At 63.4% G+C, this 20892-nt stretch carries 16 protein-coding genes; 9 read left to right on the top strand and 7 right to left on the bottom strand.

The genetic code is table 11. The features are described 5' to 3' along the window. Positions 1–90: 90 nt before the first annotated feature. The 4 genes from CLU90_RS27615 to hemC are packed head-to-tail and all read right to left on the bottom strand — an operon-like array spanning position 91 to position 4216. Entirely contained in the window at positions 91–1287 is a 1197-nt protein-coding gene (locus CLU90_RS27615) for a heme biosynthesis protein HemY (protein ID WP_092718789.1), read from the bottom strand. Between the two features lie 4 nt (positions 1288–1291). Continuing rightward, positions 1292–2440, bottom strand: coding sequence for a uroporphyrinogen-III C-methyltransferase (locus CLU90_RS27610; protein ID WP_092718787.1), 1149 nt, complete (start codon positions 2438–2440; stop codon positions 1292–1294). Beyond that, positions 2437–3219 carry a uroporphyrinogen-III synthase gene (locus tag CLU90_RS27605; RefSeq protein WP_092718862.1) on the bottom strand — a complete coding sequence of 261 codons (783 nt, stop codon included), beginning with the start codon at positions 3217–3219 and terminating at the stop codon, positions 2437–2439. Before CLU90_RS27605 ends, CLU90_RS27610 begins: the two co-directional genes overlap by 4 nt. Beyond that, on the bottom strand, positions 3212–4216 hold the full coding sequence (hemC, locus tag CLU90_RS27600; protein WP_092718784.1) for a hydroxymethylbilane synthase: 1005 nt from the start codon (positions 4214–4216) through the stop codon (positions 3212–3214). Before hemC ends, CLU90_RS27605 begins: the two co-directional genes overlap by 8 nt. A gap of 243 nt (positions 4217–4459) precedes the next feature. On the opposite strand from hemC, the gene ppc reads away from it, so the two are divergent. From ppc to CLU90_RS27580, 4 genes are all read left to right on the top strand, one after another. Further along, complete coding sequence (gene ppc, locus CLU90_RS27595) at positions 4460–7309, top strand: phosphoenolpyruvate carboxylase (protein WP_100429311.1); 2850 nt, start codon at positions 4460–4462, stop codon at positions 7307–7309. A gap of 175 nt (positions 7310–7484) precedes the next feature. Then, entirely contained in the window at positions 7485–9281 is a 1797-nt protein-coding gene (locus CLU90_RS27590; protein WP_198511272.1) for a PAS domain-containing sensor histidine kinase, read from the top strand. A gap of 53 nt (positions 9282–9334) precedes the next feature. Then, entirely contained in the window at positions 9335–10474 is a 1140-nt protein-coding gene (locus CLU90_RS27585; protein WP_100429309.1) for an HAF repeat-containing protein, read from the top strand. A 244-nt stretch (positions 10475–10718) separates the two neighbouring features. Further along, positions 10719–11318: a hypothetical protein gene (locus CLU90_RS27580; RefSeq protein ID WP_092718774.1), complete on the top strand. Its 600-nt coding sequence runs from the start codon at positions 10719–10721 to the stop codon at positions 11316–11318. Between the two features lie 787 nt (positions 11319–12105). Here the strand turns inward: CLU90_RS27580 and rpoD are convergent. Next, on the bottom strand, positions 12106–14655 hold the full coding sequence (rpoD, locus tag CLU90_RS27575; RefSeq protein WP_100429308.1) for an RNA polymerase sigma factor RpoD: 2550 nt from the start codon (positions 14653–14655) through the stop codon (positions 12106–12108). Between the two features lie 581 nt (positions 14656–15236). Between rpoD and CLU90_RS27570 the strand changes: the two genes are divergently transcribed. Genes CLU90_RS27570 through CLU90_RS27560 form a run of 3 tightly spaced genes read left to right on the top strand, consistent with a single transcriptional unit; the run spans position 15237 to position 16849 of the window. After that, a complete protein-coding gene (locus tag CLU90_RS27570; RefSeq protein WP_034758713.1) occupies positions 15237–15746 on the top strand; it encodes a ProQ/FINO family protein in 510 nt (169 codons plus the stop codon). A 9-nt stretch (positions 15747–15755) separates the two neighbouring features. After that, positions 15756–16403, top strand: a complete 648-nt coding sequence (locus tag CLU90_RS27565; protein ID WP_092718769.1) for a 3'-5' exonuclease — start codon at positions 15756–15758, stop codon at positions 16401–16403. A 20-nt stretch (positions 16404–16423) separates the two neighbouring features. Beyond that, positions 16424–16849 carry an SMI1/KNR4 family protein gene (locus CLU90_RS27560; RefSeq protein WP_100429307.1) on the top strand — a complete coding sequence of 142 codons (426 nt, stop codon included), beginning with the start codon at positions 16424–16426 and terminating at the stop codon, positions 16847–16849. 21 nt (positions 16850–16870) lie between these two features. Here CLU90_RS27560 and CLU90_RS27555 read toward each other — a convergent pair whose 3' ends face one another. After that, entirely contained in the window at positions 16871–17218 is a 348-nt protein-coding gene (locus tag CLU90_RS27555) for a DUF4870 domain-containing protein (protein WP_175539418.1), read from the bottom strand. Between the two features lie 89 nt (positions 17219–17307). Further along, positions 17308–18729, bottom strand: coding sequence for an aminotransferase-like domain-containing protein (locus tag CLU90_RS27550; RefSeq protein ID WP_100429306.1), 1422 nt, complete (start codon positions 18727–18729; stop codon positions 17308–17310). A 143-nt stretch (positions 18730–18872) separates the two neighbouring features. On the opposite strand from CLU90_RS27550, the gene CLU90_RS27545 reads away from it, so the two are divergent. Together CLU90_RS27545 and CLU90_RS27540 are read left to right on the top strand one after the other, a co-directional pair. After that, positions 18873–19607 (top strand): c-type cytochrome, encoded by a 735-nt coding sequence (locus tag CLU90_RS27545; RefSeq protein ID WP_232731350.1) that lies wholly within the window; start codon positions 18873–18875, stop codon positions 19605–19607. Then, positions 19604–20878, top strand: coding sequence for a c-type cytochrome (locus CLU90_RS27540; protein ID WP_092718758.1), 1275 nt, complete (start codon positions 19604–19606; stop codon positions 20876–20878). Before CLU90_RS27545 ends, CLU90_RS27540 begins: the two co-directional genes overlap by 4 nt. The last annotated feature ends 14 nt before the right edge of the window (positions 20879–20892 follow it).

The raw sequence follows: 20892 nt of genomic DNA, 5'->3' as shown, positions 1-20892 counted from the left end.
GCGAAGAAGTAAAATAGCAAAGTAGCAGCGCAAAAAAAAGCCGTTCAGTCTGTACTGAACGGCTTTTTTACGCCTGAAGAAACAAGTCGCTTACAGGATGGTCGCCAGCGCGCACTGCCGGTAATGGGCGGCAGCCTGTTCCGTCTGCTGCAAGGCATCGTGCATCTGCGCCAGCTTCAGGTGGGCGTCGCGCACCATTTGCGGCTCGTTCGCGTCCGACAAAGCCTGCTCCAGGTGACGCTGGGCCTTGCCCCACAGTTTTTGCTTGAGGCACAAGGTGCCCAAGGTCAGCGCCAGTTCCGCATCCAGCGGACGCTGTTTCATCCATTGCTCGCAGTGCTCAATCTGCAGCAGCAGGGCCGGCGTGCCGCTCGGCGCCGCCGCTTCGCGGTAGGCGCGCACGACGCGCTCGTCCCAGTCGGCGGCCAGCGACTCTTCGCACACGAGGCGCGCTTCGTCGTGCAGGCCGCGCGCATTCAGGGCCGTGGCGGCGCGGCAGGCGATATACGGCTTGACCCGGTCGCTGCTCGGCACGGTGGACCACACGCGCATCAGCGATTCCGCGTCATGCGACGGGTCGGACAGCAAATGGTCGTAGGCCAGTTCGCGCAGGCGCGACGACAGGGCCGGATGCAGGGCGCGGTGCTTGTCGAGCGAACGCACGAGGCGCAGCACTTCCGGCCAGTTCTTCGCCTGCTGCTCGGCCTTGAGCGACCATTGCAGGGCGTGGATGTGGCGCGTGCCGCTGGCATTGAGTTCGCGCACGGCGGCCAGGGCCGCTTCCGGCTGGTGGTCGTCGACCAGCAATTCCGTCACCGTCATCAACCGGGCCGTCTTCAGGCTGGCATCGCCTTCGACGCGGGCCAGCCAGCTGTCGCGGCGTTCGGACTGGCGCATGCGGTGCGCGGCGCGCGCGCCGATCAGCGCGGCCAGGCCGGCGTTTTCGTCCAGCTCGGCGGCGCGCAAGGCGGCCTTCTCGGCATGGCCGAAACGGCCTTCGAACAGGGCTTTCAAGGCTTCGCGCAAGCCCTTGTTGCCGTCGCGCTCACGCTTGCGCTGGCGGTAGGCCGCCACTTGCGCCGGCATGCGCACGGTGGCGCGCACGGCGCGCACCAGCAGGTACAGCAGGACGAACAGCACGACCTCCAGCAGCAGGAAGAAGTTCAGCGACAAATCGATGCGGTATGGCGGATAGAACAGCACCACGTTGCCAGGGTTGAAACGGGCCGTCACGGCGATACCGATCGCCGCGGCCATCAGGGCGAGTAACCAGAGAAATAGACGCATGGGCTCAGGACTTCGCTTTGTAGTTGCGCACAGCCGTCAGGCTGTCGGACAAGGTTGGCATTTCGATGGCCAGGTTGCTACCCTGCACCTGGCGCAGCAGCGCTTGCGCCGTCTGCGTGCTCTTGGCGCGGGTGTCGAAATACTTGGCCAGCGCATCCTGCGCAGCGATCAAATCGTTACGGAAAGCCGTTTCATTACGCGACAACAAGGCCATGCGGGCATTGAGCAGGCGCAGCTTGACGTTTTCGCGCAAGAAATACGATTGCGTCGGCGACAGCATCAGCGCTTCCGGCGTATCGACGCGGCGGATACGGATCAACTGGCGCACGTCGGCCCACATGTCGCCGCTCCAGGTATTGAAGCCGTCGCGCACTTTTTGCAGCAGCGGTTCCGGCGCAGGCGGCCCCATCAGCTTGCCGCTGGCATCGCGCACGGGCTTGGCCTTGCCCGGTTTTTCCGGCGCGGCCGGCAAGGCCGGCGTTTCGTCGGACAGCATCGGCAGCGAATCGATCTGGGCGATCACGGCGTCGAGGCGCAGGGCCACGCCCGTCGAATCGACGCTAGGGAGGGCCTTGAGTTTTTCCATGTCGCGCCCGATGGCGCGGCGGATGGTGATGAATTGCGGCTTGTCCGAACGCGACAGGCTGCGGTCGGCGTTTTGCAGGGCGATCAGCGCGCCGGGCACGTTGCCGGCCAGCTGCAGCTGCTGGCTGGCCGTCGACAGCACTTGCTCGATTTCCGTCAGCGCCCACTCGTCGCGGTTCTTCGACAAGTCGTTATACAGTTGTTCCAGCGCCAGTTGCTGGCTTTGCGTTTCGCTCTGGCGGTTTTCCAGCGCGCCCACCTTGATTTGCAGCTCTTTCGTGCCTTCTTGCACGTTGCGCGCCAGCACGCCCGTTTCGGCATTGCTGACATCGCCCTTTTGCAGGCGCTTGGCCACTTCTTCGCGCAGGTTGCGGATCTGCTTGCTGGACGACCAGCTTTGCGCAGCCAGCAGCACGGCCAGCACGATGACGGCGATGCTCATGGGCTTTTGCAGCTGTTCCAGCAGGGTCGGCGCGCGGCCGGCAGGTTGGTCGGCCGCCTGCGGCGCCGTCTTCACGGCGCTGCCAGGCGTTGCATTCGGTTCGGAGAGTGTAGGCATTTCGTTCATGGTCGTGATTGTAACGCGGCGAGCACTCCTGCGTCGCCTGATCCTGTCAGGGTGACGCGGGCAAAACCCAGGGCCGCCGCCGTTTGTGCAATGCGGGCGTGCGGCACGATCAGATGCTGCTGTTGCATTTTCACAACAGCCGTCTTTTCAGCATCCATTTCGCCCAGCAGCGCCAGCAAACCGCGCAGCGCTTCCGAGCTGGTGATGATCCAGTCATTATTATGCTGCAACAGGTTTTCCAGGGTCGCCCGCAAGGCCGGCGTCAGCGTCGGCACCTTGCGGCGGTAGGCAGTGACGAACTCGACTTCGGCGCCGGCCGCGCGCAAGCCGTCGGCCAGGTAATCGCGTCCGCCATCGCCGCGCACGATCAGCACGCGCTTGCCGCGCAGGGCCGGCAAGTCCAGCGCCAGCAATAAATGTTCGGAATCGCTGCGCGCCGTGTCAAACGGGCTGGTGATGGCCGCGTTGGCCTCCGTGACGCCATGCGCGGCCAGGGCCATGCGGCTGCCCTCGCCCACCACGGCCAGCGGCACACCTAGCGGCCAGGCGGGCAAGTGCGCAAAGACGCAGTCGATGGCGTTCGGCGACACGAAGGCCACCAAGTCGAACTCGCGCAGGCGCGCCAGCACGGCCTGCAAGTGCGCGCATTCGTCCTCGCCGTCAAGCGCGTGGATTTCCAGCAGCGGCAAGCGCGTTACGGGCAAGCCCAGCGCCGCGATGCTGGCGGCCAGCGGCCCCGCTTGTTGCGCGGGCCGCGTGATCACCACAGTGTCAGGCATGCGGCGCCAGGCCTTCATGGTTGTCGGGAGTAACAAAGCACGAGGCGAGGATGGCGGCGGCATCCTGCCCGCGCAGCAGTTCGGCCACCTGTTCGCCCAGCTGTTCGGGGGCGTCGGCCGGGCCACCGACGTCGGCGCTGGCCATGCGCGCGCCATCGGGCGTGGCGACCATGGCGCGCAGGCGCATGTTGTCGCCTTCGACAGTGGCGAACGCGGCCAGCGGAATTTGGCAGCTGCCGCCGAAAATCTTCGACACCTTGCGCTCTGCCGTGACGGCTTGCGCCGTGGCCGTGTGGTTCAGCGGCGCCAGCAGGCGCACGAGGTCGGCACCATCCGCGCGCCCGCTGCGGATCTCGATCGCCATGGCGCCCTGGCCCGCCGCCGGCAGGCTGTCTTCCGGCGCCAGCACGGCGCGGATGCGCGAGGCCAGGCCCAGGCGTTTCAGGCCGGCGGCGGCCAGGATGATGGCGGCGTAATCGCCACGGTCGAGCTTGCCCAAACGCGTATCGAGGTTGCCGCGCAGGGGCAAAATCGTCAGGTGCGGATAGCGCGCGGCGATCAGCGACTGGCGGCGCAGGCTGCTGGTGCCGACGACGGCGCCGTGCGGCAGCTCGGCCAGGCTGGCGTAGTCGTTCGACACGAACGCGTCGCGCGGGTCTTCGCGTTCGAGGATGGCGGCCAGGGCAAAGCCTTGCGGCAACTCCATCGGCACGTCCTTGAGCGAATGCACGGCCAGGTCGGCGCGCCCTTCTTCCATCGCCACTTCCAGTTCCTTGACGAACAGGCCCTTGCCGCCTACCTTGGACAGGGCGCGGTCCAGAATCTGGTCGCCGCGTGTGGTCATGCCGAGAATTTCAACGCTACACTGCGGATACAGGGCGGCCAGGCGCGCACGCACGTGTTCAGCCTGCCACATGGCAAGACGGCTCTCGCGCGTGGCGATCACCAGGCGGGCAGGAATATTCAATTCGTTCGGGGTCAATTCGGATGCTTTCAAAACAAGTTCTTTCGCTGTGGCTGTCGTTGTCATTATCGTTGCCAATTCGCCCGTCCGATATCAATTTGTATCGAAATGGTGCCCGGCGTCGCTATAATCGTTATCCCTTGGCCTAGAAGGCCAAGTCAGGCTAGCGTCCATGTTGAAGACCACAAATTTTATCATGCGCCCCCTCCCCTCTGCGGCCAAACGCCCGGTGCGATCCACATTCCCTTGCTTTTACACTTACTTTGGTTCTTTATTATGCTCAATGACGCAGTAGCACCAGAAATAGTTCCAGCGGCCGGCTCCGACAAGGACGCGCCGCTGAAAGAAGACATCCGCCTGCTGGGCCGCCTGCTGGGCGACGTGCTGCGCGAACAGGAAGGCGACGCCGTCTTCAATGTGGTGGAAACCATACGCCAGACTTCCGTGCGCTTCCGCCGCGAAGCGGACGCGGACGCGGCCCTGGAACTGGACGCCATGCTCAAGGAACTGAGCCGCGAACAGACGATTTCCGTCGTGCGCGCCTTTTCCTACTTTTCGCACCTGGCCAACATCGCGGAAGACCAGCACCACATCCGCCGCCGCCGCGCCCACCTGCTGGCTGGTTCCCCTGCGCAAAAGGGCAGCGTCAGCTTCGCGCTGAAAAAACTGCGCGCCGCCGGCGTGCCGCGCAAGACCGTCGACACCTTTTTCCAGGACGCCCTGATCGCGCCCGTGCTGACGGCCCACCCGACGGAAGTGCAGCGCAAGAGCATCCTCGACGCCGAGCACGACATCGCCCGCCTGCTGGCCGAGCGCGACTTGCCGCAGACGCCGAAAGAACGGCAAGCCAACATGCAGCTGCTGCGCTCGCGCGTCGCCACCCTGTGGCAGACGCGCATGCTGCGCTATTCGAAGCTGACGGTGGCCGACGAGATCGAAAATGCCCTGTCCTACTACCGCATCACCTTCCTGCGCGAACTGCCGGGCCTGTATGACGACATCGAGGAAGACGTCGCCGCCGAGTACCCGAACGGCAACGGCACGATAGACCCGATCAACGCCGCCTACGTACAGATGGGCAGCTGGATCGGCGGCGACCGCGACGGCAACCCGAACGTCAACGCGGGCACCATGCAGCATGCGCTGGCGCGCCACGCCACCACCATCCTCGACTTTTACCTCGACGAAGTGCACGCGCTGGGCGCGGAATTGTCCGTCTCGACCCTGATGGTGGGCGTGAGCGCCGAACTGCAGGCGCTGGCCGACCAGTCGCCGGACGCTTCGCCGCACCGCAGCGACGAGCCGTACCGCCGCGCCCTGATCGGCATCTATGCGCGCCTGGCCGCCACGGCCCGCGCGCTGGGCGCCACCAACATCCTGCGCAAGGAAGTGGGTGCGGCCGCGGCCTATCCGGACGCGGCCGCCTTTGTGGCCGACCTGCGCACCATCGTCGCCTCGCTCGAGTCGCACCACGGCGCCGCCCTCGTGCGCCCGCGCCTGGCCACCCTGGCGCGCGCGGCCGACATCTTCGGTTTTCATCTTGCCTCGCTCGACATGCGCCAGACCTCGGACGTGCACGAGCGCGTGCTGGCCGACCTGTTCGCGAAAAGCGGCGTGGCCGCCGACTACACGGCCCTGTCCGAGGAAGACAAGCAGGCCCTGCTGCTGAACGAACTGGCGCAGCCGCGTTTGCTGTATTCGCCCTATATCAGCTATGCGGCGGAAACGGATTCCGAGCTGGCGATTTTGCGCGCGGCGCGCGACATCCGCCAGCGCTACGGCGCGCGGGCCATCCGCAACTACATCATTTCGCACACGGAAACCGTGTCCGACCTGCTGGAAGTATTGCTGCTGCAAAAGGAAACAGGCTTGCTGCGCACGGACTGGACAGCGGGAGGCGACGGCGACAGCACGTGCGAGCTGATGGTCATCCCCCTGTTCGAGACGATCCCCGACCTGCAGCGCGCGGCCGGCATCATGAGCCAGGTCATGGCCTTGCCGCTGGTCAAGCAACTGATCGCCAAGCAGGGGCAGTTGCAGGAAGTCATGCTCGGTTATTCCGACTCGAACAAGGATGGCGGTTTCCTCACGTCGAACTGGGAACTGTACAAGGCGGAACTGGCGCTCGTCTCCGACTTCCAGAAGGCCGGCGTCAAGCTGCGCCTGTTCCATGGCCGCGGCGGCACGGTGGGCCGTGGCGGCGGCCCCAGCTACGAAGCCATCCTGGCCCAGCCGCCGGGCACCGTCAACGGCCAGATCCGTCTGACGGAGCAAGGCGAGATCATCGCGTCGAAGTTTTCCAATGCGGAAATCGGCCGGCGCAACCTGGAATTGCTGGTCGCCGCCACCCTGGAAGCGAGCCTGGCGCCGCAGGCAGCCAATCCCGCGCACGCCAGCCAGCTGGCGCAGTTCGAAGCCGTGATGGCGGAATTGTCGGACCTCGCCTATCACGCCTACCGCCACCTCGTGTATGAAACGCCGGGCTTTACGGAGTATTTCTTCTCGGCCACGCCGATTGCGGAAATCGCCGAACTGAACCTCGGCTCGCGCCCCGCCTCGCGCAAGGCCAACCAGCGCATCGAAGACTTGCGCGCCATTCCCTGGGGCTTTTCCTGGGGCCAGTGCCGCTTGCTGCTGCCGGGCTGGTTCGGTTTCGGCAGCGCCATCGAAGCCTGGATCAACCAGGCCGACAGCGCCGCGAAGGATGACAAGATCGCCACCCTGCGCGCCATGTACGCGGAGTGGCCATTCTTTGCCACCCTGCTGTCGAACATGGACATGGTGCTGGCCAAGACGGACCTGGCGATCGCCTCGCGCTATGCGGAACTGGTGGCGGACCAGGAATTGCGCGAACGTATCTACAAGCGCATCACGGACGAGCATGGCAACACCTTGCGCTGCCTGGAACTGATCACCGGCAATACGGAACGGCTGGCGGGCAACCCGCTGCTGGCCCGCTCGATCCAGAACCGCTTCGCCTATCTCGACCCGCTGAACCACTTGCAGGTGGAATTGATCAAGCGCAACCGCGCCCTGTCCAGCGCCAGCAAGGTCGACGAACGGGTCCACCGCGGCATCCAGCTGTCGATCAATGGCGTCGCGGCCGGGCTGCGCAACACGGGCTGATAAGGTCGCACTGCCATCGGCAGGCCGGGGCCGGCACCGCAAGGGCCGGCCTTTTTTTCCCAACGGAAAAATATTCTCAAGAAAACAACATTTGGTATTACACTAGCGGCTGACACTTTTTCCCACTCCGGCGCCAGGCGCACGGCAGCGGCCAACCATGACGCCAGGAACGCGGATGAGCAAATGGTCGATTGAAACGCTGAGTGCGGCATGCGCCGCCCTCATCCTGATCATGCTGGGCTGGCTGGCCGGCGCGGCCTGGCAGGAGCTCGACTTCTGGGAGCACATCTGGCTGTCGCTGCTGCTGGCGGCCTCGGCCGGCACGGCCATGTGGCTGATGCGCAAGCTGCGCACCCACCTGGCCAACACGCGGCTGCAGCTCGACGCCAGCGCCATGCGTTACCGCGACCTGAGCGACGCGGCGCAGGACGGCATGTGGCAAACGGATGCGCAAGGCACGATATTGCACATCAACCAGCGCCTGTGCGACATGCTGGGCATGCCGGCGGAAAAGCTGCTGGGCCACAAGATGAGCGAATACCACGACGAAGCGACCTTGCTGCGCCTGTGCCCGCTGAGGCGCGAACAGGAACGCAGCTGCATGGGCGAACTGCAGTACCGGCACGGCGACGGTTCGGAACGCTGGGCCATGATCAGCGGCCGCTGCCTGTACGACCCGCAAGGCAGGCTGACGGGAGCGCTCGTGATGGCCAGCGACATTACCGAACAAAAACGGGCAGAACACGCGCTGAGCATGGCCCATGCGGAACTGGAAAACCGCGTGGCCCTGCGCACGGCCCAGTTGCTCGACGTAAATCTCCAACTGTCCGCGGAAATCGCCATGCGCGCGCAAACGGAAGCGGCGCTGGCGCGCAGCGAAGAGCGGCTGCAGGACATCATTTCCATGATGCCCCTGTCGCTGTTCCTCAAGGATGCCGATTCGCGCATCGTGCTGATGAACCAGGCCTGCGAACAGCAATGGGGCGTGCGCCACCAGGACATCGCCGAAGGACGCGACCTGAAGCACTTTCCCAGCGACCAGAACGTGGGCTTCCATGCGGCGGACCGGGAAGCGTTTGCCAGCCGCAAGGTGGTGATACGCGAAGAATTGGTATGGAACGCCCAGTTGCAGGAAAACCGCCTCGTGCAGACGCACAAGAAACCCGTGTTCAACGCCGATGGCCAGCCGCAGATGATCATCGCCATGGCCATCGACATCACCGACAGCAAGCGCAACGAGGAAAGCCTGGAACGCACCCTGGCCCAGCTGCGCGAACTGAGCGACCATCAGCAAACCATCAAGGAAGAGGAGCGGCGCCGCATCGCGCTCGACATCCATGACGACCTGGGCCAGAACCTGATGGTGCTGCGCATCGACGTGTCGCTGCTGCACGCGCGCACCGCCAAGACCCACCCGCGCCTGCACCGCCACGCCCAGCGCGTGCTCGACACCATCGATACCACCATCCGCTCCGTGCGCACCATCATCAATGACTTGCATCCCAGCACCCTGGAGCTGGGACTGGGCCCGGCAGCCGAATGGCTGATCCGCCAGATGGAGGGCCGCGGCGCCATCCGCTACCGGCTCACGCTCGACAGCGAGGCGCCGGACCTGGGCCTGGACCAGCGCCAAACGTCGGCCATCTTCCGCGTACTGCAGGAATCGTTGTCGAACATCGTGCGCCATGCCCAGGCCAGCGAAGTGGAAGTGGCGCTGGCGCAAGATAAGGATGCCATCGTGCTGCGCATCAGCGACAACGGCATCGGCATGCAGCCGGACGACCACGGCAAGAAGGCTACCTTCGGCCTGAAAAGCATACGCGAACGCGTCCACGCGCTGGGCGGCGAACTGCGCATCGACAGCCAGGCCGGCCAGGGCACCGTGCTGGCCATCCACGTGCCGCAGCCCAGGAAAAGCGCGCCAGCCGAGCATGACGACATACAAACATTGGCAAAAATAGTAGCAAATTAAGTATGCATCTGCGGCATAAAAAAGTATAGTAAGTTTTTTTTGAGGAAACTATCATGCCGCCACGGTTCTCCCGCTTCCCCGCCCCGCTGCTCGGCCTGTGCCTGCTGGCCGCCGTCTCCACCGCCAGCGCCACCATCTATGCCGAACGGGGCTTTGGCGAAAGGGATGGCAATGGCAGCATCGCGTCCGACCTGAATCCGGCGGGCCTGGTGGCCGGCATCATCATGGAGGAAGCAGGACGGCGCCGCGCCGTGACGTATCAGCATGGCCGCCTTCGCGAGCTGGGCACCCTGGGCGGCGATGAAGGTTTCACCAAGGCCATCAATATCCATGGCGTGGTGGTCGGCTCGGCGCAGACGGCCAGCGGTGCCTGGCATGCCTTCCGCTACGATGCGGCGGACGGCATGCGCGACCTGGGTACCCTGGGTGGCACCAGCAGCTACGCCACGGCCATCGCGCGCGGCGGCCAGGTAGCCGGCTATGCCGATACGAGCGGCGGCGATTTCCACGCCTTTGTGACGAAAGCCGACCACAGCCTGCAAGACCTGGGCACCTTGGGCGGCGCCAGCAGCTATGCCAGCGGCTTGAACAGCCATGGCGTGGTGGTGGGCACGGCCCAGCGCGACGACGGCTACCGCCGCGCCTTCGTCTACCGCCCCGGTGCGGGCATGCAGGAAATCGGCACCCTGCCCGGCGGACGCATCAGCTCGGCCACCGCCATCAACGACGCGGGTCTGATCGTGGGCGCCTCGGAAACGGAAAAGCGCCGCTGGCACGCGTTTGCCTGGGACGGCAAGCGCATGCTCGATCTGGGCGCCATGATCGGCCAGGGCGACAGCTACGCCACGGCCGTCAACGCGGCCGGACACGTGGTCGGCAGCGTCAACATCAACGGCTATGAACCGATGACCTTTGTCTACAAGGAAGGCGTGATGACGGTGCGCCGCCGCGACGACGGCCTGTACCTGACCAACAAGATCACGGACGCCGGACTCGTGGTGGGCGCCGTCTACACGGGACATAAATTCCAGGCCTTCGCCGTGCCGTCGCAAGCGTCGCCGCCACCGCCGCGCCGCAACCCGCTGGACTGGTTCTTCATGACCGTCATCGCCGCCGCCTGCGGCGCGGCGCTGTACCGCGCGCGGCGCCACTTCCGTGCCGGCCTGCTGGGCCAGCGTCCGCATTCGCTGTAAAATAAGTTTGTACCTCGGAGTGTTCACGGGTCTCGACATTGCCATGCGTCCGCAAGGTGGCTTGCCAGGACATGGAGATTGTCATCGAACATAATCCGGAGGGCGAACCGCAGACCTCGGCATTTACAAGCCCCAGATGAAAATGCAGTCCAGTCTTAGCTGAACGGCATCACAACGTGGAGGGTGTTTATTTTCCCATAAGTTGATATACTGACATTTTTTATCACGGTAACTTTGGAAAACAATGAAACTCATATCGCGACTTTCCAATGCCGCCATGTTGGCGACGATGTTGTCTGGCTGTGTCATCGCCCCCATTCCTATTGATAATCTGTCTTATAAGGGTGTCGCCAAGGTCAGAACAGATAAGACAGCGAGCATACTCATCACGTCGAGCGGCATTGGTGGCATCAACAGTACCACCCTGATGCCTGCTGGCGGCATTCTGATTCCGATGGCGCAAAAATCAAATGGCAAGGTTTTCGAGTCTGATTCCCAGCAGGAATTTGCGGCATCACTGAAGAAGGAACTCCTAAGGCTCGGCATCGTCAAGGACATCACAAGCAACACGGCAGAGAAAGCGGATATTATGATCGCCATTAATATCGACCGCGCAAGGTTCAATGGCGACAGAGTTGAATTTCTGCTCGATATCTCCATGCTAGTCAGTGGCGCAACGTCCCCTTCGCTGCACCGCTATAAAGTGGTCTCGACCGAAGGCGATTCCCTCTTGGATCTGTACAATACCAACGGCGCCGAGGCGCGGGTAAAACTTGCCCAGAAAATGCTCGATCGCCTGATTCCCGATATCGAGGCCTATGCATTAACCTTGCCACCTGGCTGACAGGAATCACCTGAGCGCCGGTGTTCGCGCCGGCCCTCCTTCCGTCGTTATCGTCATTACCATGCGCATAGAAATGCAAAACAGTTACCACTCTCATCAGTATTTTTCGACGCAGTCTTCTATTGCGCCACCATCGCGCCAGCATTAGTCTCGGCACTCGCTTCATGGTGGGCGACAGGCTGCTAATCCATGAACGTGTTCGGTCACCAGCGACCGGATTCTATCCGCCTTTCAACATCGCCAATACATCGTCGAATACAAAAACGCCAAGATATTCACCGTCGAGGCCAAAATGAACCGACGAGATTGCCTGCCAGGCTAAAAGCAAAAATCGATAGCATTATCAACAAAGAAACTGTTTGCGCCACACCCCCAAAGCGGGCTATTGACAGCCTTAATCGAGCGCCGCTGGAAGTGGTACCCACCAAGTTACACGTAGCTGCCAACGCCGGCACCACCGTTGAGTTTTTTAAAAACCCATTCAGGCAGGCCTGAGCGCCATGCACAAGCATGGCGGCGAACTGAGTCCGATGCTTGCGGCAGGAACTGCAAGCTGGGATAAAGACAGGGCCGCGGTTGCTACGGCGCTTGCCCCATTGTCAGCCATACGTTAGTCGATGCACTCCTCGATCACAAACACAGCATTGAGCGCTATGAAGATGCCTTGTTCAACTTGGCCGCCGTAGCGGACAAAAAATGGTGCGCCACAAAAACAGAAAATCTATACCCTGCTGGTATGGACGAAAAAAAGGAGGCTTGCGCCTCCTTTTCATTACCTGCCGACTGCTTAGTTTTGCGTCAAGAACGTTTTCAGCTTGTCCGAACGCGAAGGCTGGCGCAGCTTGCTCATGGCTTTCGCCTCGATCTGGCGGATGCGCTCGCGCGTCACGTCGAACTGCTTGCCCACCTCTTCCAGGGTGTGGTCGTTCGACATTTCCACGCCGTAACGCATGCGCAGCACTTTCGCTTCGCGCGGCGTCAGGGAATCGAGCACTTCCTTGATCACGTTGCGCATCGATGCGTGCAGCGCGGCGTCCAGCGGCGCCAGGGTCGTGTTGTCTTCGATGAAGTCGCCCAGTTGCGAATCGCCATCTTCGCCCATCGGCGTTTCCATGGAAATCGGTTCTTTCGCGATCTTCATGATTTCGCGCACCTTGTTTTCCGGCATTTCCATCTTGACGGCCAGGGTCGCCAGGTCCGGCTCGCTACCCGTTTCCTGCATGATCTGGCGCGAGATGCGGTTCATCTTGTTGATCGTTTCGATCATGTGCACCGGCACGCGGATGGTGCGGGCCATGTCGGCGATCGAACGCGTGATGGCCTGGCGTATCCACCAGGTGGCGTAGGTCGAGAACTTGTAGCCGCGGCGGTATTCGAATTTGTCGACGGCCTTCAGCAAGCCGATGTTGCCTTCCTGGATCAGATCGAGGAATTGCAAGCCGCGGTTGATGTATTTCTTGGCGATCGAAATGACCAGGCGCAAGTTGGCGACCGTCATTTCGCGTTTTGCGTGACGCGCACGCTTTTCGCCGGCAGCCATCTGCTTGTTGATCTTGCGCAAGTCAGCCAGCGGCAGGGCCACGCGCGCTTGCAGGTCGATCATCTTCTTTTGCAGTTCCTTGACGGCAGGCACGTTGCGGCTGAGGATGGCGCTGTACGGATACTTGCAATCGACTTCGCGGTCGACCCATTCCAGGTCGCATTCATTGCCCGGGAACACCTTGATGAAGTGGGCGCGCGGCATGCCGCATTTGTTCACGCACAGTTCCAGTACGGCGCGCTCGATGTGGCGCACTTCTTCCATCTGGCCGCGCAAGGTGTCGCACAGCTTTTCCACGACCTTGGCCGTGAAGCGGATGCCCAGCAATTCCTGCGAAATGGCTTCCTGCGCCTTGATGTAGGCTTTCGAGTTGTAGCCCTCTGGCGCCTTGCGCATCTTGTCGTACTGCGTGGAAATGACGTTGAATTTCTCCAACGCATTCTTTTTCAGTTGCGCCAATTGCTCGCTCGAGAAACCGGCCGCGCCGCCATTGGCGTCGCCGTCTTCTTCCTCGGCTTCTTCTTCCTCTTCCTCGTCGTCAGCGCTGGCGGCGGCAGGCGCGGCGGCAGCGGCCGGTGCCGGGGCATTGCTTTCGTTCAAATCGACGAAGCCGTCGACCACTTCATCGACCTTGATTTCGTCGCGCGCGATTTTTTGCGACAGCGCGACGATTTCGCCGATCGTGGTCGGGCAGGCGGAAATGGCCTGGATCATGTCTTTCAGGCCGCCTTCGATGCGCTTGGCGATCTCGATCTCGCCTTCGCGCGTCAGCAGCGCCACGGCGCCCATTTCACGCATGTACATGCGCACGGGGTCGGTGGTGCGGCCGAAGTCGGAGTCGACGGTCGACAAGGCGGTCGCGGCAGCCGCTTCCACTTCATCGTCGCTGGTGACGGTGGCGACGTTGTCAGTCAACAACAGGCTTTCCGCGTCAGGGGCGCGCTCGTAGACGGCGATACCCATGTCGTTGAAGGTGGCGATGATGCCTTCGATCGCTTCCGGATCGATGATGTTTTCCGGCAATTGGTCATTGATCTCGGCATAGGTCAGGAAACCGCGTTCCTTGCCCATGTTGATCAAGCCCGTGATCTGCTTGCGGCGGCGTTCCAGGTCCGCTGCCGATGCTTCCGGATCGCCCAGCGCATCGGCCAGGCCGCCCTTGGCCTTGCGGTCACGCGCTTTCGACACGGCCTTCAGTTCGGCGCGTTCGACGGCGTTCAGTGCCGCCACTTCATCGTTTTCCGGCGTGAATTCGCTCGGCTTGCGGCCACGGCGGCCTGGCACCTTGACGGTTGGCAGGAAGTAATTCGAGGTATCGATGGCGGCCAGGGCATCGGCGTCCGTGGTCTTGCTGACCACTTGCGCGCCGGTGATGATGGTCACGGGCGCCGCTTCCGGCTTGGCACGCACGACTTTCGAACGGGCAGCCGTCACCACTTTGTTCGTGGCGGCGCTTTCGCTGACCTTGCGCGGCGCGGCCGGGGCCTTGGCGCCCGGGGCGATCTTCACGCTCGGCGTCTTGGCCGGTGCAGCCTCGACTACCTCGGCAACGGCCTCGACGGCCGGCGCGGCGACGGGCGCTTCCGCTGCCGTCCCGGCCGGTGGCACGGCGGCCAGGCGCGAGCGGCTTTTCTTCACCACGGTGACGACGGTCGGCGCCGTCGTGACGGTGGCTTCCGGATTCGCTTGCGCATTATCGATGAAGTAAGATAAAGTCGTTTTGGGTACGGCAAGCGGCGCCGCGGCTGGGCGTGGCGCCTTGGCGGACAACGTTAAAGTTTTTGGCGTATTCTTCATGAGATATCTCTTAATGCGAGACCAGATGGTGTCGGCGCGAAGTGAATGATTCCACCTAAGCCTGCGAAACCGGACTCGATGGAGCGTATTGTTGCGGCTGCCGTGTTAACGGCAGCGGCGCCTGTCTATCGGGACGTTCAAAGCCCGCGCATCCGTCATGCGGAGCGGCGGACCGTACGGCGAGGCCGAAGCCGGGTCAGATAAATAAGCGATGTACATTGCGGAATGAAAAAAAGCCCGTACCAGAACGGGCTTGAATCTATTGTTGTTCAGTGAAGACACAGCGGAGAGCAAGATTATGCACGAAGGCCAGTTATCTGGATAATTGATAAGCAAAATATCTGATATCAAAAATAACAATAATGATGGCCCTGCACCGCACTGCTCCTATCCCCTGCACACCTGAGCCAGACCGTCGAAAACGGGGTCCAGTCATCAGCGCAAGCCGACATTATACACATTTCCCGCATTTCGCGCTGCGTCGGCTGTAGCGCGAAGCCGCTTATCGCAGGTCAAGTTGCCAAAAAAGACAATGCACTTGCCTGTGGCGCGTGCTATGCTCCCCTTTTATAGCCCAACCAATGATGTCGATGACCAGCTCCACGCCAGACCAGCAAGCCACCACTCCTGACACGCCAGTCGATGCAGCCCCAGCGGCGGCACCGGCCGCAGCGACCACACCGGCGCCTGCCGGCCTGACCGCGCGCGCCCTGCTGAAACAGTTCCAGGAGCAATTCCCGCCATTCCGCGATTGCCTGCCCTTGTCCATCGGTATCGACAAGCAGATCCTGGCGCGCCTGCCGGACCTGGACCGCAAGCTGATGCGCACGGCGCTGGGCATCCACACGGGTTCGCTGCGCTACCTGCGCGTGATGGAAAAAGCCAAGGTACGCTACGACCTCGACGGCACTGCCGGCGCGGAAGTGACGCAAACCCACCGCGATCACGCCACGCAGGTATTGCAGCAGCGCTTCAAGAAGGAAGCCGAGCGCAAGAAAGCCGAGCGCGACGCGGCCGCCGCCGAAGAAGCGAACCGCTTGCGCCTGGAAAAACTGAATCAGCTGACCGCGAAATTCTCGCGCAAGGGCTGATCCGGTTTCATGGACACAGTTGCCGCACCGCCACTGCCCCCCTATCAAGGCATCACCCTCGACCACGTCAAGCTGGTACGCACCAGCGACGATGCGCAGGCGGCCATGACCGCCCTGCTGGCGGCCGACGCCATCGGCTTCGATACGGAATCGAAGCCGACGTTCGTCAAGGGCGAGTCTTCCACGGGTCCGCATTTGATCCAGCTGGCCACCGACGACATCGCCTACCTGTTCCAGGTGGGCAGCACGCCGGCGCCGGCTCTGGCCGAACTCAAAGCCATCCTCGAATCGACGACCACCCTGAAAGTGGGTTTCGGCCTGTCCGACGACGTCAAGCGCCTGCGCAACAAGCTCGGCATCGCCCCGGCCCAGGTGCTCGACCTGTCCGTCGCCCTGCGCGGCGGCCAGCGCAACGACCTGGGTGCGAAGACGGCCGTGGCCAAGTTCTTCGGCCTGCACCTGCAGAAATCGAAAAAGATCTCGACCACCAATTGGGCCACGTCGCGCCTGACGGAAAAGCAGATACTGTACGCGGCCGACGACGCGCAAGTGGCCCTGCGCGTGTACCGCCGCTGGATCGCCGAAGGCGGCAAGGTCACGCCGCAAAAAGCCCCGCGTGCCAGCACGCCGCCTGCCGCGCCGCCCGCCCCCGCCTGAAACTGGCGCCTTCCCGCAACATGAACAAGAGCAAGTCCATCGGCACCACGCTTGAGGCGATCGCCGACGCCGAACAGGCGCTGGGGCGAGCGCTGCCCGCGTCCTACGTGCAATGGTTGTTGGTGAACAATGGCCGCGCGCTGGGCGCCTTGAGCGTATTTCCCGTCCACGACGCGGCCAATGCGCGCAAGACGTGGGAATCGATCGAGCGCTACTACAACACGGGCTGGCAGGAATGGCTGGAGAATGTGGATGGCGGCAACGAGGCCAGCGCCCTGCTGCCCTTCGCCCAGTTCGGCACGGGCGATTACTATTGTTTTGACTATGCGCAAACGGGACCATCGGGCGAGCCGGTGGTCGTGCTGTGGTCGCACGAAACAGGCGCCACCAGCGCGGTGGCGCCCGACTTTGCGTCATTGCTGATACTGCCCGGCCGCCCGGGCTGAAACCCGGCGGCCGGCGCAGCCTTATTTGACCAGACGCAAGGTCAGGGGGTAGCGGTAAGTGACTCCATTGCTGGCCTTGACTGCCGCCACGATCGAGCACACCAGGTTGGCCAGCGCCACGATCCAGAACAGGAACAGGCCGATCAGCACGAACGACAGGACGAAGCAGGCGAAATACCAGATGATCAGGGTGATCTGGAAATTGAGCGCTTCGCGGGCGTTCTCGGCCGAGAATTTATCCGCATCATCCTTCTTGATCAAATAAATGATCAGCGGCGCCACCCAGCTGGTGAACAGGCCGCCAACGTGGGACAGGATGGCGATCGTCGTATCTTGCGTACGACCCACTTCCGGCTGCGTGTTGTCCATTATCATTCCCATCATTAGTTATAGATACATCAATATAACAGTAATATTTCTTTTTGAAATGAAACACTTGCTGCTGCAAGGGACTTTTTTCAGGTACCGCTTGTCGCCGCCTGCGCCAGCCGCCCCAGGGTGGCGATGGCCGCTTCCAGCTGCGGACTCCACGGGTGGCCGTAATTGAGGCGGATGCAGTGGCGAAACGCGCGCGTGGCGGAAAAAATGGGGCCGGGCGCGATGCTGATGCCGGCCGCCAGCGCGCTGCGGTGCAAGGCCAGCGCATCGATACCGGCAGGCATCTCCACCCACACGAAATAGCCGCCCTGCGGCCGCGTCACCCTTGTACCGGGCGGAAAATGCACGGCGATGGCTTGCAGCATGGTGTGTTGCTGCGCCGCCAGGGTCAGCCGCAGCTGGCGCAAATGGCGGTCGTAGCCGCCTTGCGCCAGGTAATCGGCCAGCGCCATCTGCAGGGGGATGGGCGCCGACAGGCTGGTCGTCAGCTTCAAGCGCTGGACCTGGCGCGCGTAGCGGCCGGCCACGGCCCAGCCCAAACGAAAACCCGGTGCCAGGGTCTTGGAAAACGAGCTGCAATGCATGACGAGACCCGCGCTGTCGTGGCTTTTCGTCAGGCCCGGGCGCTGCTTGCCAAAGTACAGCTCGCCATACACGTCATCCTCGATCAGCGGCACGCCGTGGCGCGCCAGCAATTCGGCCAGCGCGCGCTTTTTTTCCGGCGGCATCAGGCTGCCCAGGGGATTCTGGAAACTCGTCATCAGCCAGCACGCCTTGGGCTGCTGGCGCTGCAGCAACTCTTCCAGCGCGGCCAGGTCGACGCCGTCGCGCGGACTGGTGGCGATCTCGACCGCCTTGAGTTCCAGCCGCTCCAGCGCCTGCAGGCATGCATAGAAACTGGGCGACTCGATCAGCACCGTGTCGCCTGGCCGCGTGACGGCTTGCAGGCACAGGTTCAGCGCCTCCAGCGCGCCATTCGTGATGACGATGTCGTCGCTGGACACGGGCACGCCGTCGAGCTGGTAGCGCAAGGCGATCTGGCGGCGCAGTTCCGCATTGCCCAGGGACAAATCCGTGACGGTGCTCCACGGGTCGAGGCGGCGCATGCTGGCCGACACGGCCCGCGCCAGCCGTTCCATCGGGAACAGCTGCGGACTGGGAAACGCCGAGCCGAACGGCACGATATCGCGCGCGCCCACGGCGCCCAGCACGTCGAACACGAGGTCGCTGACGTCGACGGTGGTGCTGGCGGCCAGCGGGTGCGAACTGTCCGGCTCGGGGGCCAGCGCGGCGCGCTGCGGCGCCACGTAATAACCGGAGCGGGGACGCGAGACGATCATGCCGCGCGCTTCAAGTAAGTAGTAGGCCTGGAATACCGTCGACGGGCTCACGCCCCTGCGCGCATGCTGCTGGCGCACGGACGGCAATTTTTCACCGGGCAACAGCAGCTGCGTGCTGATCATGGCGGCGACTTCTTCCGCCAATTCCTCATATCGTTTCAACCCTGCTCCTCAAACTGATCCGTGGTTTTATTGCACAACTGATCCTGTTACAGTGACAGCACCCGGTATATGCTAGGCTCATAAAAATTAGCCGGGCAGCAACACCGGTACACCACATCGACCGACGAGACAGGCTATTGTCCATGCAACTCTCCATGCTACCGCATTCCCTCTCCATGCTGGCACTGGCCCTCGTGCTGCCCGGCATGGCGCTGGCCGCGCCCGCTGCCATCTCCGCCAGCCACGACAGCCTGGAGCAGCGCATCAAGGCGTGCACGTCCTGTCATGCGCAACAGGAAAAGCACGACGCCTTCTTTCCCCGCATCGCCGGCAAGCCTGCCGGCTACCTGTACAACCAGCTGCTGAATTTTCGCGAGGGACGGCGTCAGTATCCGATGATGAACTACATGGTCGAACACTTGCCGGACGATTATCTGCGCGAAATCGCCGAATATTTTGCGGCACAACACCCTGCCCCGCCGCCGGCCCAGCCCAGCGGCGCCGGCGCATCGGCCCTGGCGCGGGGACAGCAACTGGTGCTGCGCGGTGACGCCGGCAACAAGATTCCCGCCTGTATCGCCTGCCACGGCCAGCAGCTGGCCGGCGTGGCGCCCGCCATCCCCGGCTTGCTGGGCTTGCCGCGTGACTATATCAACGCCCAGCTGGGCGCGTGGAAGAACGGCATCCGCCGCGCCCACGCGCCCGACTGCATGGCGCAAGTGGCGCAGCGCCTGTCCGACGCGGACGTGGGCGCCGTCTCGGCCTGGCTGGGCACGCAGGTGGCCAGCGCCGACGCGCGCCCCGCCAGCAGCATCGCCCTGCCCTTGCCGCTGCATTGCGGCGGCGTGCCCGGTTCCAGCGCGCAGGTGGCGCCATGAAAAAATGGATGATCGCGGCCGCCATCGTGGCCATCGGCGCGGCCGGCGCCAGGTTCGTGCTGTACCCGGGCGACGACGCGGGTCCACCCGCCGTGGCCAGCCCCCTGAGCCAGGAACAGCTGGTCGCGCGCGGCGCCTACCTGGCCAAGGCGGGCGACTGCATGGCCTGCCACACGACGCGCGGCGGCGTACCTTACGCGGGCGGACGGGCCTTGCAGACGCCGTTCGGCAAGGTGCTCTCGCCCAACATCACGGCCGACAAGGAAACGGGCATCGGCAACTGGACGGCTGACGATTTCTGGCGCGCCATCCACAACGGCAAGTCCAAGGATGGCCGCTTGCTGTATCCGGCCTTTCCTTACACCAGCTACACCAAGGTGCAGCGCGAGGACAGCGACGCCCTGTACGCGTATTTCCAGAGCGTGCCGCCGCACAAACAGGCGAACGCACCGCATGCGCTGCGCTTTCCCTACAATCAGCAGATCGCGCTGGCCGCCTGGCGCGCCCTGTATTTCAAGCCGGGCGTGTACCAGCCGCTCACAAACAAAAGCATGGAATGGAACCGCGGCGCCTACCTGGTGCAGGGCCTGGGCCACTGCAGCGCCTGCCATAGCAGCCGCACTACCCTGGGCGGCAGCGACGACGGCCTGTCGGGCGGCCTGATCCCCGTGCTGGGCTGGTACGCGCCGTCGCTGACGTCGGATGCGGAAGCGGGCCTGGGCGACTGGGATACGGCGCATATCGTGGAATTGCTGCAAACGGGCGTGTCGCCGCGCGCCACCGTCTTCGGCCCCATGGCGGAAGTCGTGCGGCAAAGCTTGCAGCACATGAGCACGGCCGACGTGCAGGCGATGGCCGTCTATCTGAAAAGCATGCCCGGCCCCGCGCAGCCTGCGCAACGGGCGCCGCGCGACACGTCGGAGCAAGCCAGGCAGCAACTGGCGCTGGGCGCGAAACTGTATGAGGCGCAATGCGCAAGCTGCCACCAGGCCGACGGCAAGGGCGTGCCACCGGGCTACCCGCCACTGGCCGGCAACCGCGCGCTGACGACGCAGTCGGCCGTCAACGCCATCCGCCTCGTGCTCAACGGCGGCTTCGCGCCCGGGACAAAAGGCAACCCGCGCCCCTACGGCATGCCGCCGTTCGGCCCCGTCATGGATGACGCGGAAGTGGCGGCCGTGGTGACCTTTCTGCGCGCGTCGTGGGGCAATGATGCGCCGGCCGTGTCGGCCCTGGAGGTGAACAGATACCGCAGCGTGCCGCTGGAATAGGAGACATGAAAAAG

This window comes from Janthinobacterium sp. 67 (assembly GCF_002797895.1).
Taxonomy (GTDB): domain Bacteria; phylum Pseudomonadota; class Gammaproteobacteria; order Burkholderiales; family Burkholderiaceae_D; genus Janthinobacterium.
Note: the sequence above shows the minus strand (reverse complement) of the source record. Positions and strands in the feature narration are given on the sequence as shown.

Excerpts from the sequence above, each read along its gene's own strand:
- CLU90_RS27615 (WP_092718789.1), bottom strand. The coding sequence starts at position 1,287 with ATGCGTCTATTTCTCTGGTTACTCGCCCTGATGGCCGCGGCGATCGGT.
- CLU90_RS27610 (WP_092718787.1), bottom strand. The coding sequence starts at position 2,440 with ATGAACGAAATGCCTACACTCTCCGAACCGAATGCAACGCCTGGCAGC.
- CLU90_RS27605 (WP_092718862.1), bottom strand. The coding sequence starts at position 3,219 with ATGCCTGACACTGTGGTGATCACGCGGCCCGCGCAACAAGCGGGGCCG.
- ppc (WP_100429311.1), top strand. The coding sequence starts at position 4,460 with ATGCTCAATGACGCAGTAGCACCAGAAATAGTTCCAGCGGCCGGCTCC.
- CLU90_RS27590 (WP_198511272.1), top strand. The coding sequence starts at position 7,485 with ATGAGCAAATGGTCGATTGAAACGCTGAGTGCGGCATGCGCCGCCCTC.
- CLU90_RS27585 (WP_100429309.1), top strand. The coding sequence starts at position 9,335 with ATGCCGCCACGGTTCTCCCGCTTCCCCGCCCCGCTGCTCGGCCTGTGC.
- CLU90_RS27580 (WP_092718774.1), top strand. The coding sequence starts at position 10,719 with ATGAAACTCATATCGCGACTTTCCAATGCCGCCATGTTGGCGACGATG.
- rpoD (WP_100429308.1), bottom strand. The coding sequence starts at position 14,655 with ATGAAGAATACGCCAAAAACTTTAACGTTGTCCGCCAAGGCGCCACGC.
- CLU90_RS27570 (WP_034758713.1), top strand. The coding sequence starts at position 15,237 with ATGATGTCGATGACCAGCTCCACGCCAGACCAGCAAGCCACCACTCCT.
- CLU90_RS27565 (WP_092718769.1), top strand. The coding sequence starts at position 15,756 with ATGGACACAGTTGCCGCACCGCCACTGCCCCCCTATCAAGGCATCACC.
- CLU90_RS27560 (WP_100429307.1), top strand. The coding sequence starts at position 16,424 with ATGAACAAGAGCAAGTCCATCGGCACCACGCTTGAGGCGATCGCCGAC.
- CLU90_RS27555 (WP_175539418.1), bottom strand. The coding sequence starts at position 17,218 with ATGGACAACACGCAGCCGGAAGTGGGTCGTACGCAAGATACGACGATC.
- CLU90_RS27545 (WP_232731350.1), top strand. The coding sequence starts at position 18,873 with ATGCAACTCTCCATGCTACCGCATTCCCTCTCCATGCTGGCACTGGCC.
- CLU90_RS27540 (WP_092718758.1), top strand. The coding sequence starts at position 19,604 with ATGAAAAAATGGATGATCGCGGCCGCCATCGTGGCCATCGGCGCGGCC.